Genomic DNA, 12,621 nt, shown 5'->3' on the forward strand with positions numbered 1-12,621 from the left:
ATTAACACTGATTGAACACCTTACATTTCTGTGAGGTCAAATCTTTTGGTTTAGGTTAGGTGGTGAAAGGAGGTACTTAGTACCTCCTTTTCATTTTACTTTCTTTGCCGCTCAGGCCTTATAGGTAACTCTGTAAATCACCCCAGCCTTGTCATCAGATATAAGCAATGAACCGTCAGGCATTACCTGTACGTCTACCGGACGCCCCCAGGCTTCCTGCTCTTCTTCATCAAGCCAGCCATCTGCAAAAGTTGAATAATTAACGGCTTTGCCGTTTTCTACTTTCACCAACCCTATTCTGTAACCAGACTTCTTGCTCCTGTTCCATGAACCGTGCTGTGCAATGAATATGCTGCCCTTGTATTCTGCAGGGAACATATCGCCATTATAGAATCTAAGACCGAGCGGCGCTACGTGAGCACCAAGCTTTTGAGCTGGAGCTACGAAGTCAGAACAAGAAAATTTGGATCCGAACTCCGGGTCAGAGATATCTCCGGCGTGGCAGTAAGGGTAGCCAAAGTGCATCCCAGCCTCCGTGGCTTTGTTTAGTTCGCAGTCGGGCATGTCATCACCCAGCATGTCTCTACCATTGTCGGTAAACCACATATTGCCTTCAGCATCCCAGGTCATGCCTACAGTGTTTCTCACACCTCTGGCAAAAATCTCACGGCCCGTACCATCCGGGTTCATTCTGGTGATGGTGGCGTAAATTTCTTTCTCGCTTTCGCAAATGTTGCAAGGAGCGCCAACTGGAACATATAGCTTGCCGTCAGGGCCAAAAGTGATGTATTTCCAGCCATGATGCTCGTCGGTCGGGTAGTCGTCATAAACAACAACCGGCTCACCTACGGCTTCAAGATTTGCCTCCACATTTGGGTATTTCAAAAGTCTGCTGATCTCACCAACGTACAAATCACCATCTTTGAAAGCTACCCCGTTAGGTGTCTTCAGGCCAGAAGCGACAACAATTGTCTTATCCGCTTTGCCGTCCTTGTCGGTGTCCTGAATGGCGTATATTTTATCTCCACCCCGGTTACCTACATATATCGTCCCACTCGGGCTGATCGCCATGGACCTGGCATTATCTATGCCACTGGCATAAATTGAAATTTCAAAGCCCTCAGGTAGATTGATTGTACTAAGGCTATCGCCATCATTGGTCGTTGCGCTATCAACAACCTCCTCCTCTGATGTAGCGGCCTCCTTAGATGACTCCCCACAGGAAGAAATTGCAACTGACAATACACCTGCTACAAGGTAAAAAGCTAGTCGAATTGGTTTCAATATCATGATTACGGTTATTTTTTCAATCTGAACACATAGTTAGCCAATTTGGTTGAGAAATAACCTGAAAATTGACAAAAGGTCTTTGTCAAAACTTTCGTTATTCGTCGTAAGGGCTCTAAATTTGCCGAATGATCTCAATCAATAATTTGAACTACAATATTGGCTCAAGAGTGCTTTACGACGGAGCCAACCTGCATATAAAACCCAAAGACAAAATAGGGCTTATCGGTCTTAACGGAACGGGTAAGTCTACACTGCTCAAAATGATTGTTGGTGACCTTACTATCGACGGTGGGGACATCAGCCAGAGTAAGGACTGCACCGTAGGCTTTCTTAACCAGGATCTCCTCTCTTACCAATCTGCTGAACCCATTTTGGACGTGGCAATGAAAGCCTTCGCCGAGGCTGTGGACATTCACCACAAAATAGACAAGGTGCTGGCAGAAATGGAAGCCAACTACAGCGACGATCTGGTAACGAAGCTTACCAAACTTCAGGAAAGATTCGAGGCACTGGATGGCTATGCTATTCAATCAAAGGCTGAAGAGATATTGGAAGGTATCGGCTTTAGCACCAAAGACCTTACCAGACCGCTAAAGGAGTTTTCTGGTGGATGGAGAATGCGGGTGATGCTGGCAAAGCTGCTGCTTGAAAAGCCTTCCCTGCTCATGCTCGATGAACCTACTAACCACCTTGACCTTCCGTCCATTCAATGGGTAGAAAGCTACCTGAAAACCTATGAAGGAGCGGTGATAGTGGTTTCTCACGACAGGCATTTCATCAACAACACGGTAAACACGATTGTGGAGGTAAGCAATGGCAAACTCAATCTTTACAGCGGCAATTATGACTTTTACCTGCAAGAGAAGGAGCTGAGAAACGAAATTCAAAAGAATGCTTTTGAGAACCAGCAGCAAAAGATCAAGCAGACGGAGAAGTTCATTGAGCGATTCAAGGCCAAGGCTACCAAAGCCCGCCAGGTGCAGAGCCGTGTGAAGGCACTGGACAGAATGGATAAGATAGACGATGTGCTGGATGAAAACGCAAAAGTCAACTTTCGCTTCAACTTCAATAAACCCAGCGGCCGCCATGTCATTCAGCTTACTGATGTATCCAAAAGCTACGGCGATCTCGTCATTCTCAAAAACACCAATGCTCACATCGAGCGAGGCGATAAAATTGCTTTGATCGGAGCCAACGGCAAAGGAAAGTCCACTTTGCTGCGTATCATAGCCGGCACGGACAAAGTGAATGGCAAAAGGGAGGAGGGCTACAATGTTATCAAGTCGTTCTACGCACAGCACCAGTTGGAGGCCTTGAACATCGAGTACGAGATTCTCGAAGAAATGAAAGCTTCAGGAACGGACAAAACGGAAATGCAACTGCGAAGCGTGCTGGGGTGTTTTCTTTTCTCCGATGAAGACGTTTTCAAGAAAATTAAAGTCCTTTCCGGAGGTGAGAAATCAAGAGTAGCGCTGGCCAAAACGTTGATTTCTGAAGCCAACTTCCTACTGCTTGATGAACCTACCAACCACCTCGATATTCAGTCGGTAAACATCCTCATTCAGGCGTTGCAGCAGTATGAGGGAACGTTTATAGTCGTATCCCACGACCGCTACTTTGTGACAGAAATCGCCAATAAAATCTGGTACATCGAAAACAACGAAATAAAGGAGTACCCAGGCACCTATGAGGAGTATATGTGGTGGAAGGAGAAGCAAGCGGCAGTGGTGCCCTCCGTGCAGCCCCAGGTGAAAAAAGAGGAACCTAAGCCAAAACCAGCGCCGAGCCAGGTCAATAATCTATCGATGGAGACCCAGAAGGAGCTAAAAGCCCTGCGCAAAAAAATGGATGGAATCGAAAATGAAATTCTCGAAACCGAGCTAAAGATCGAAGAAGCAGAAAAAGAGCTTGCCTCGCCCGAGGTATTCGAATCGCCCGATGCTCTGGCCCAAAGCAACGAAAAATACCAACTAATCAAAGCGGAGCTTGAAAGGCTAAATGACCAATGGGAGGAAACCGGAATGAAAATTGAAGAGCTGGAAAAGCAATTGGCCTGATTCAGCCCTTCACTTTTTTCTCAATTCTTGCTACCTGTGCTTTTAGCTCCTCCAGAAGGTGCTGAAGCTCCACATTTTCTTCGTGCACAAACTCTTTGAGCTTTCGCTCTTCCTCGGCTATATCATGCTGGTGTAGCTCATTCATGGTGTTCACCACAATAGCGATAAAAATATTGAGCGTAGTGTACGTGGCAAGAAGTATGAATGGAACGAAAAAAAGCCAGGCATGAGGAATTTCTTGCATTACAGGCCTGGCTATGCCCGAGGCCCAGCTCTCCAGGGTCATTATCTGAAACAGCGTAAACATGGAGGCTCCAAGGTTACCAAACCACTGTGGAAACTGCTCTCCATAAAGGCTGGTGCCAATAACAGCGAAAATGTAAAAGATGATCATTACCAGCACACCTATCCAGCCAATGCTGGGAATTGATTTTAGCAGGGCCTCTATAATAATTCTCAGCTTCGGTACATTCTTCAGTAGCCTTAAAGTACGAAGAATCCTGAGCGTACGGAGAATAGACAAATTACCGGCTGAGGGGATCAGCGCAAGTAGCACGATGGAAAGGTCAAAAATATTCCAGGCTTCGCCAAAGAATTTGGCCCGGTACACCCCCAGCTTCACCAATAGCTCGACCACAAAAACTCCTAAAATAACTTCATCGAGCAGGTAAAGCCAATCTCCGGTAAAAGCCATTATGGCGGGAGATGTTTCAAGCCCAATTGTGATTGAATTCAGTACGATAAGTCCTATGATGAAATACTGAAAACGATCACTTTCAAGAATCTTCTTTACTTTTTCCACTCTGCAAACTCTTTAATATTCAACATGCACTAAGCGGATGCAAAAGTAGTTTCAAAAACTGAATCATGAACGCATTTCTTGTAAAATACATGTTTTGTTAAAGGGAACTTCTTTTTATTTTTCGATCTGAAAAAATCTGATCAAAAATGAAGGCAACTATTATCAATTCCATCTTTCTTGCAGGACTTTTTCTTGGTTGTTCGCAATCACAAACGGTGAGTGACGGGCCAGCATTTGCTGACCTCCCCCCCAGCGCAGTACGAACACCCTACCCTGGCAATGAATCTCTTGTGAAAGTACATGTGCTCGACATCAACGATAAGATAATAGCGGAGGGCGACTACTTGAATGGGCAAAAGGAAGGGAGCTGGACAGAATACTATCCGACGGGCGTGGTGAAAATGGTTACCAGCTATGTAAAAGGCAAAAAGCAGGGCCCGCAGGTGATTGTAGATGAAAATGGGCAGGTGACTGAAAAGGCCTATTTTTTCGATGGGCAGTTGCATGGCACCTATGTTAAATACAACAGAAAAAACATAAAGGAAGAACGTGCCTATCAGTTCGGTAAGCTAAATGGTATGCTAAGACTCTATCACGACAATGGCAATCTGATGGAGGAGAGCCCCTACGAGAATGGCGTGAGGGAAGGCATTGCGAAATGGTACAATACCGACGGCGAGGTAACAATCGAATACCTGTACAGAAATGGGGAGTGGATCAAAGACGAATGAGATTCTAGAAAGCCATTGATACTCCTAAATATACTCTTCGGATAGTTCTGGCTATGTTTTCGAAGCCACCGGTTGTTCCCCACCAATTGGGGATACTGGCTTCTGAATAAATATTCTGGATCTTATACCCAGACTTCAAATACACTGCATTGTTCCGACCGGCGATTTTCAAACCACCGCCAATGTGCAACAAAAAGCCACCTCTCACTTTGTCGTAATTTCCCCAGTCATTCGACCTTGCCCAGCCCAGGCCATAGCCCACGTTTGAGAAATAAAAGGGGGTTACCCGGCTTCGATAAAGGTCTCCAGTGAGGCTTAAAAACACCGGCATAATCCTGAAATCACCCGCCTGCTGGTAGCCAACACCGATGCCCGGCTGCAAAAAGCGATTGACAACATAGGCATGGTTTGTTTCAAGATACAAGTACGGCGAAGCCGCATCCCACTGATTGGCCTTGCCAAAATCGAGGCCGAACTCAGCTGAATGCCAAAACATTCCTTTGGTTGGCATTTTTAGAGAGTGAATAATTTTCGTGTTCATCACCCTGTCGGCATCCACTATGAGGGTGTCTCCCGTAGTTCGGAGAAAAACAAAGTCCCCAGCTGCATTGTATTCAAGCACTTTGCCCCGCACCACGCCTATTTTTTCTATTCTGGCCTTGTCCTTTACCTGCATCTGTGCCATAAGCTGTGCAGACGTAAAAAAATAAAAGAGACAGCCCCACAGGAGCCATCCCTTCCGGTTGAAAATGATATTTTTAGTAGTTTGATTACTCATCTGTCAGGCTACAAAGCTAACACAGGTATCGTACTCAACAACTCCAGCTTTCCCTCACAGTCATACTCATATTGGTACAGGCCGTCTTCTCCTATCATCATCAGTACACCATTGAGCGGAATGACGTCAAAAGCATGCATATTGGTGTAGTTGGCCACCAGATGGTCATCTATGGTGGTCAGATCGGTTTTATCAAAAAGCTTGAGGCCAAACTCTCCTTCACAGATGAAGAGGCATTTGCCATCTACGCCCAGTCCATGCGGGTTTTGCATGGGGTAAGTCTGAAACGACTTTGGATTTCTTAGATCAGATATGTCGACAATTTCCAGTTGATTGGTGAAACCTTGACAAGCATTGCCTGACCTTAGTGTTACATAGGCGTAGTCGCCCTCCACTACAACCGGGTCGCAGCTTTGAATGTGCTCGTAGGTAGACAGGTGCTCAGGGGCCTCAGGATTGGCATTGTTGTAAATATGCATTCCGTTGTTTGCGCCAATGAACAGCTTATCTTCATAAGGAAACAACGTTTCAATTCCCCAGCCAACATCTACCCTGGCACCCGACTGCGGATCGTCAAGTTGCGTGATGTCGAATAGATACAACGAACTGGCGTCGATAGTGTAAAGGAAGTCTTCATAAATGGCAAACCGGGCCATTGAACCGCCAACACCGGCGGCGGTGGTTGCGGGGGCATTGCTTGTGGAGTTGGCCATCAAAGTAGCCCCGCCAGATGAATTAAACTTTACAAAAGAAGCATCGGCAGCTTCAGCATAAAAGAACATATCTCCTCCCCCGTTCGAAGCACAATCCATTTCAGTAACCTCCTCGATTGTAGCCTCCTTATATGAAGTAATAACCCCCTGCCAGGAGTCAAAATTAAATGGAAGGTTGCTAAATGCCTGAAAAGCTCCTTCTACCCTTTTCACCATTTTGATGTCGTTGACATTCGAGATGTCAAACACCAGTAAGTCAATATAACTGTCGGCATACAAATAGTTTCCTTTAGCAGCCATATCAAAGTTACCAGGGATGGTAACAAAAGAAAGCTGACTGGGTGACGATGGGTTGGTGTTGTCAATAATGTGAATGCCCTCACCTACTTCGTTGATAAAAAGCATCCCATCCTTGAAATAGATCTTTCCGGGCTGGTTAACAGATTGCGGAGCGCCAAATGCCACTGCGCTTCTTATTTCATCCGTTGTGGTGTATACAGGTTTGAAATAGGTATACGACCTGTCTACTTCACAGGTGTCGGTGCAACCGGTTGACAGAAGACCTATGACAATCAATATCACAATTGACGTAAAGGTAATTCTGGCAATGTCTCTAACTTCGTGGGGGTGAAATTCTGTATTCATCTGAATATAATTTTTTTTAAGCGGCCAGATGGAATAGCCCAAACCCTTTGAGAATGAAAATCTCATGTTCGATGAATTTTTTCATGTCCGTTGGCAATGGAATTCGCTATGGCTATTTCATATACTAAAAGAATAGGTATGATAAAATGACACCGTTGTATAGCGATTGGTTGGAAACCTACCTCAGCTCATACCGAACGCCCGCCTGCACTCCCCATAGCCTTGGCGCACTCGCATACCCATCAGTGTTCTTGGTCAGGCTTGTGATCGCCTGGCGGTAATACGGCTCCACAACGACTTTATAGTGGCTGTTGATTGCGTAATTAACCTCCAAACCGAGAGTCCCATTCAAATACACGCTCCGGTAAGGCGATTGGTCTCCAGATTTTGTTCTCACATCCTCAAGGTCTTTGCCTTTTATCACACTCCCGAGCAAAAACTCATTGGAAACACCGGTGTTCAAAACGATCCCGGCCCGCCTGTCCAACAGAATCACACCGACCTTAACCGGCACAGAAATAAACTCATACGTATTGGTGATTTTCGTTCTTTCCCCATCGTAGGAGTACTGTGAGGATGAAAACACATTCTGAATGTCATCACTCAATAAACTTACCTGATTCAACGCATAACGCTTATCGTTCGACTCGTCGTTCAACACCAGGTTGGTACTTCCGTTGCTATTGTACCTTCCATATTGAAGCCCTGTGTGCACCAGAATCTTCCTGAAAATGCGCTTACCAATGCTTGCTCCAAATGAGAAAGTTCCGCCCTGTGCATTCGACTCATTGTATGTTCTGGAAGAAACAGCTCCAACCAGCCCATTGGCGGCGTTAAAATCATTTGTCTTTAGCTCTCCACTGTTTTCCGCAACAAGAGAGGCTTCGTCTGCGCTGGCAGAAGCAAACAAGTTGCCTCCCGACCGGAAACCATAATTAGGGTTAAAAGTACCGCTTCCAACTCCGAGACCTGCCAATAAAGGCTGATCTCCGATCTCCCTCTTTTTTCTTTGCATGGGCCGCACCACTCCATACAAGTGATTAATCTCCAGTTTCGATAAATCGCTGACCAGCCTTTCTGAACGAAAGATGCCGGTTACAGTAGGAATGGCAGCATCAAACGTATTTTCACCAGGTGCTGAGGTTTCCTCTGCTGGAATTGCCACCTGCCGGGTTGCTTCACTACTGCTATTGCCAACTGCAGTTACCGCCAAAAAGGGCTTAGTATCCTTTTGATAAAAATCAGGTTTATCTTCTTTGTTGAGTGTGGATGTTGTGGAAGCCACTTCATTTTCCATCTTCATGTCCCTGAGTTCAGGGTTTTGTGCGACCTGAGAATTGACGACGTTCTCTTTGGTGTTGCCCGCAACCTCATTTTCCACAAGAGAAGAGGTGCCATTGAGCAAAAGTGCTACCCCCAAACCAACGGCGACGGTTGTCATGGCGGCAGCTGCCCATCTGTAGTAAAAGATGGCCTTTCTGTACTTCCCTTCTTTTTGGGTGGCAAGCCTGGCTTCCACTCTCTCCCACACCATAGGAGACGGTGGCACGCTGGCTCCGTCAAAAGCCTGTCGCCACTGGCTTTCGAAAAATTCGTTGTTATCTGCGGCTTCCATAATTTGTACTTTCTAATTTCTCAAGTTTCTCCTGTAGCAGCTGCTTTGCTCTGGCATACTGCGACTTGGAGGTTCCCTCGGTAACACCAAGGAGCTCTGCTATTTCATGATGCTTATAGCCTTCAATAGCATATAGGTTAAATATTGTCTGGCACCCCGATGGAAGATCCTGAATCATTACCATTAAATCTTCCAGCTGAAGTCCCGCAAGCAGGTCGTGATTCGCCGATGGCTGTCGTAACTCAGCCACATCTACCATAGGATACATATAAAGCTTGTTGCGCTGATGATTGAGCGCAGTATTAATCACGATCCGCTTGATCCAATAAAATAGCGATGACTCCTTACGGAATGTTTTGATGTGGTTGAATACCTTCACAAACCCTTCCTGCAAAACATCTTCAGCTTCCTGCTGCATTTTGCAGTACCTCAAACAAATGGCATACATCTGCCCACTATACTTTTGGTATAGCTGATATTGCATGTGTCTGTCCTCTTTGGCACATCCCTCTATCAACTCTTCATCAGTAGGCATTCTGTGAGTTATCGGTTTAGGTTTTGACTTTTATGACACCAGGTCTGAAAAAATGGTTGGAATTATGCAGATTTGTAGAAAATGAATTTAGTTGCCGTTCGTTTAGCTATCGATGAAACATCTCAACTACTTCTTACTCCTGGTCATTTCCTGCTTATTTTTCACTGGCTGCCTTCCCCTCGAGCAAGTTGCCAATACCAGCACTTCCGACGCAGTTTTAGAGCTCAGCGACAGATCATACGAAGATAACATCAGGTTGGTTCGCCTTTTTCCAAATTCTGGAAAAACTGAAGACAGTATGCAGCCCCCTATCATGCATATCAGCCAACCTTCAACGCTCACACTCAAATTTGATGAAATTCTAAGTGACTTCCAGCAATACAATGCATACATCGTGCACTGTAATTTCAATTGGGAGCGATCAGCACTTACCGACATGGAGTTTCTTAACGAATACAACTCCTACCCTGTCAACAACTATCAGTACTCTCAAAGCACCATCGTTCCTTACACGCAGTACACGCTTGAGCTTCCGAAAGTAAAAAAATCAGGGAACTATGTAGTGGTAGTGTATCGGGGGACAAACAAATCTGACATCATATTAAGCAGGCGATTTATGGTGTTTGAAGGCGGAGCAGACATTCAAATGGAGGTTCGGATTTCGTCCAGCGTAGAGGAAAGAGAAGAAAATCACCAGGTGGAGTTCTCTGTCAACTATGGTGGACTAACGTCTACCAATGCTTACAACGACTTTAAAGTAATGGTGCGCCAAAACAGAAGGTGGGATAACGCCATTCTCAACCTGAAGCCTACCCTGGTGAGGGAAGACCAGAGCTACATGGAGTACAGAAATTTCACTCTTCAGAACAATTTCAAATCAACGAGGGAATTCAGGTTCTTCGATATCCGATCGCTGAGCTACAACGGGCGCAATGTGGGCAAAATAGAAAAAAGCCAAAATGAAATAAGGGCACTGCTTTTGAAAGACGCCTCCCGATTCAGCGAGCCCTACAGCAGAATGCAGGACCTTGATGGTAACTTCTTCATCGGTTCCACAGAGCCTAACACCAGTGATCTACAGACCGACTATGTGAAGGTGATGTTTTTCCTGGAAGCAGAAAAAATTGAAGCAGCCGATGTGTACGTAATAGGTGGTTTTAACGACTGGCAGAAAACCCCTCAGAACAGGTTGGTATACGATGACCTCTCTGGCATGTACACGGCATCTCTACTGTTAAAACAGGGGTTTTACAACTACATGTATTGGGCAAAAGGTAACGGTATTGATCCCTACATGTTTGAAGGCTATAACTTTCAGGCTGAAAATGAATATGAAGTGTTCGTTTACTTTAAAACTCCCGGATCATTTATTGATCGCCTCGTCGGCTACCAAAGTATCATTCACAACGGCCCAAAAAACTGATCAAGCCGTAGTTTCAGCGAATTCGTAAGTAACCGCTCTCTTGCTTGGATCGGCATTGGCAATGTCGAGCATGCCGAAGCCTTTGTGGCAAAACTGCCCCAGCCCACAAGTGAAAATAAACTCCTGAACCACCTTAGGCGCATAAAGCACAAAAGGAAAGGTATAGCCTCTTATCTCGTACTTCAAATCCTGGTCGTACAGAGGGTATATCCTGGCGAACTTCTTTTGGCTTTCCCTGATCTTGTTCAAATAGTCCTCGTCAGGTACTAGCTGAAACTTGCCAATGCCCTCAATCTTCTGAGGATCTTCTCCGGCTTGCTCCATCCTTTGAATGGTGGATTCAAAAAGGAGATCCGAGAAGGTGTCTGTTTCTGGTGAAATGAATTTCTTAGCTTCTGCGTCATACAAAGACGGCTGAAGCACTACTATAGGCGAAATGCAAATATACCTTGAGGCATCAGTTATTTCCGGATGATCCTCCAGCTCCACTGCCTCTGGCTCTAGCATTAAGTTGCCAATATCTACCTTAGGAAAGGTAAACAACACCCTGAGGAAATAGTCGATAAAAGCCTTGTTATTGCTTGCAACGACAAGCGTAACTCTCCGGCTGTAAAAATGCAAACCTTGCCTGCTTATCTTTGTCTGTCCCTTAAGGCCGCTGAAATTGTAAAAAGGGTAGTCAATAAACTCCTTCTGACCTCCTTTTACGAGCATTCCCTTAATAAGCTGAGCTAAAAGATACTGGTGATGGAAAGGAACAAACCCTCCCTTATTTTTAACTTGAAAAACGATACGTACCCTCAATAGCGTAAAAATTATATAGAAAATAGGCCTGAACAATCAAACTCTATTTTCCTAGTACTTAAAATGTTCATGAGAAAAACAATAAATTCAAAAAATTGTTCATCCCGGGGCATAAAAGAGCTGGTTAAACATTAAATCTGAAGTGCATGATATCGCCATCCTGCACTTCGTATTCTTTGCCCTCAATATAAATCTTACCGGCCTCTTTACAAGCATTTTCGGAGCCATATTTCTCGTAGTCGGCCAATTTTATTACCTCCGCCCTGATAAATCCACGCTCGAAGTCGGTATGGATAACCCCAGCTGCTTTTGGCGCCTTCCAACCTTTTTCTATTGTCCAGGCCCTTACTTCCTTCACTCCTGCTGTAAAGTACGTAATCAGGTCAAGTATATTGTACGAGGCCTTGATAAGTCTATTCAATCCCGAATCTTTCAGGCCGTACTCTTCTAGAAAGAGTGCCCTTTCATCCAGGTCTTCTAATTCTGCAATCTGCGACTCAATAGCCGCACAAAGGATGACCACTTCGGCGTTTTCTTCTGCCACGGATGCCTTTAATTTCTCCACCCATTGGTTGCCCGCTGGCAGCGATCCCTCATCTACATTGGCTACATAAATAACCGGCTTTATGGTGAGTAGCTGCAAATCTGCCACTGCTTCTTTCCCAGCGTCAGTCGTATCAAGCACTCTGGCATTCTTGCCAGACTCCAAATGCTTCTTATAAGCCTGCACATATCCCAGCTCGGTCCGGGCCTTTGCATCACCCGACTTCGCTATCTTCTCAAGCCGCTGAATTTTTTTATCTACGGACTCCAGGTCTTTCAACTGAAGCTCGGTGTCAATCACTTCTTTGTCTTCCACGGGGTTTACCGTTCCCGACACGTGCACTATGTTATCGTCTTCGAAGCACCTTACCACGTGAATAACGGCATCTACTTCCCGGATGTTCCCAAGGAATTTATTGCCCAGCCCTTCTCCTTTGCTGGCACCTTTCACGAGGCCCGCAATGTCCACAAATTCGATAAAAGTCGGAATGATTTTTTCGGGATGAACCAACTTCTCCAGCACCTGTAGTCTTTCGTCAGGCACAGTGATAACGCCCACATTAGGCTCAATTGTACAAAACGGGTAATTGGCCGCTTCGGCCTTAGCATTCGAAAGAGCATTAAACAGTGTTGACTTGCCTACATTGGGCAGTCCCACAATCCCACATTGCAATCCCATGAAATA

11 protein-coding genes are annotated in these 12,621 nt (G+C 45.4%); 3 read left to right on the forward strand and 8 right to left on the reverse strand.

The genetic code is table 11. The features are described from left to right. Positions 1-111 precede the first annotated feature (111 nt). Complete coding sequence (locus GC130_RS05980) at positions 112-1,290, reverse strand: sorbosone dehydrogenase family protein (protein WP_151997369.1); 1,179 nt, start codon at positions 1,288-1,290, stop codon at positions 112-114. A 125-nt stretch (positions 1,291-1,415) separates the two neighbouring features. Here GC130_RS05980 and GC130_RS05985 point away from each other — a divergent pair, with 125 nt between their 5' ends. Continuing rightward, positions 1,416-3,347 (forward strand): ABC-F family ATP-binding cassette domain-containing protein, encoded by a 1,932-nt coding sequence (locus tag GC130_RS05985; RefSeq protein ID WP_151997370.1) that lies wholly within the window; start codon positions 1,416-1,418, stop codon positions 3,345-3,347. Between the two features lies 1 nt (position 3,348). On the opposite strand, the gene GC130_RS05990 is transcribed toward GC130_RS05985, so the two are convergent. Beyond that, positions 3,349-4,149 carry an ion transporter gene (locus tag GC130_RS05990; RefSeq protein ID WP_151997371.1) on the reverse strand — a complete coding sequence of 267 codons (801 nt, stop codon included), beginning with the start codon at positions 4,147-4,149 and terminating at the stop codon, positions 3,349-3,351. A 146-nt stretch (positions 4,150-4,295) separates the two neighbouring features. On the opposite strand from GC130_RS05990, the gene GC130_RS05995 reads away from it, so the two are divergent. Continuing rightward, positions 4,296-4,880 (forward strand): toxin-antitoxin system YwqK family antitoxin, encoded by a 585-nt coding sequence (locus tag GC130_RS05995; protein ID WP_151997372.1) that lies wholly within the window; start codon positions 4,296-4,298, stop codon positions 4,878-4,880. 4 nt (positions 4,881-4,884) lie between these two features. Here the strand turns inward: GC130_RS05995 and GC130_RS06000 are convergent, their stop codons facing one another. The 4 genes from GC130_RS06000 to GC130_RS06015 form a co-directional block, all read right to left on the reverse strand. Then, complete coding sequence (locus GC130_RS06000; protein WP_151997373.1) at positions 4,885-5,658, reverse strand: hypothetical protein; 774 nt, start codon at positions 5,656-5,658, stop codon at positions 4,885-4,887. A gap of 8 nt (positions 5,659-5,666) precedes the next feature. Then, entirely contained in the window at positions 5,667-7,016 is a 1,350-nt protein-coding gene (locus GC130_RS06005) for an LVIVD repeat-containing protein (protein ID WP_151997374.1), read from the reverse strand. Positions 7,017-7,194: 178 nt separating this feature from the next. Further along, entirely contained in the window at positions 7,195-8,631 is a 1,437-nt protein-coding gene (locus GC130_RS06010; protein WP_151997375.1) for a hypothetical protein, read from the reverse strand. Beyond that, complete coding sequence (locus tag GC130_RS06015; RefSeq protein ID WP_151997376.1) at positions 8,615-9,166, reverse strand: RNA polymerase sigma factor; 552 nt, start codon at positions 9,164-9,166, stop codon at positions 8,615-8,617. Before GC130_RS06015 ends, GC130_RS06010 begins: the two co-directional genes overlap by 17 nt. A 112-nt stretch (positions 9,167-9,278) precedes the next feature. Between GC130_RS06015 and GC130_RS06020 the strand changes: the two genes are divergently transcribed. Next, complete coding sequence (locus tag GC130_RS06020) at positions 9,279-10,589, forward strand: type IX secretion system plug protein domain-containing protein (protein ID WP_151997377.1); 1,311 nt, start codon at positions 9,279-9,281, stop codon at positions 10,587-10,589. Here the strand turns inward: GC130_RS06020 and GC130_RS06025 are convergent, their stop codons facing one another. Both GC130_RS06025 and ychF read right to left on the reverse strand, forming a co-directional pair. Beyond that, entirely contained in the window at positions 10,590-11,303 is a 714-nt protein-coding gene (locus tag GC130_RS06025; RefSeq protein ID WP_226940389.1) for a CRISPR-associated endoribonuclease Cas6, read from the reverse strand. Positions 11,304-11,517: 214 nt separating this feature from the next. Next, the gene (gene ychF / locus GC130_RS06030) at positions 11,518-12,615 is read right to left on the reverse strand and encodes a redox-regulated ATPase YchF (RefSeq protein WP_151997379.1); all 1,098 of its coding nucleotides are present in this window, start codon (positions 12,613-12,615) and stop codon (positions 11,518-11,520) included. Positions 12,616-12,621 lie beyond the last annotated feature (6 nt).

It is taken from the genome of Imperialibacter sp. EC-SDR9, from assembly GCF_902498805.1.
Lineage (GTDB): Bacteria > Bacteroidota > Bacteroidia > Cytophagales > Cyclobacteriaceae > Imperialibacter.

Excerpts from the sequence above, each read along its gene's own strand:
- GC130_RS06015 (WP_151997376.1), bottom strand. The coding sequence starts at position 9,166 with ATGCCTACTGATGAAGAGTTGATAGAGGGATGTGCCAAAGAGGACAGA.
- GC130_RS05995 (WP_151997372.1), top strand. The coding sequence starts at position 4,296 with ATGAAGGCAACTATTATCAATTCCATCTTTCTTGCAGGACTTTTTCTT.
- GC130_RS06025 (WP_226940389.1), bottom strand. The coding sequence starts at position 11,303 with ATGCTCGTAAAAGGAGGTCAGAAGGAGTTTATTGACTACCCTTTTTAC.
- GC130_RS05985 (WP_151997370.1), top strand. The coding sequence starts at position 1,416 with ATGATCTCAATCAATAATTTGAACTACAATATTGGCTCAAGAGTGCTT.
- GC130_RS06005 (WP_151997374.1), bottom strand. The coding sequence starts at position 7,016 with ATGAATACAGAATTTCACCCCCACGAAGTTAGAGACATTGCCAGAATT.
- GC130_RS06000 (WP_151997373.1), bottom strand. The coding sequence starts at position 5,658 with ATGAGTAATCAAACTACTAAAAATATCATTTTCAACCGGAAGGGATGG.
- ychF (WP_151997379.1), bottom strand. The coding sequence starts at position 12,615 with ATGGGATTGCAATGTGGGATTGTGGGACTGCCCAATGTAGGCAAGTCA.
- GC130_RS05980 (WP_151997369.1), bottom strand. The coding sequence starts at position 1,290 with ATGATATTGAAACCAATTCGACTAGCTTTTTACCTTGTAGCAGGTGTA.
- GC130_RS06020 (WP_151997377.1), top strand. The coding sequence starts at position 9,279 with ATGAAACATCTCAACTACTTCTTACTCCTGGTCATTTCCTGCTTATTT.
- GC130_RS06010 (WP_151997375.1), bottom strand. The coding sequence starts at position 8,631 with ATGGAAGCCGCAGATAACAACGAATTTTTCGAAAGCCAGTGGCGACAG.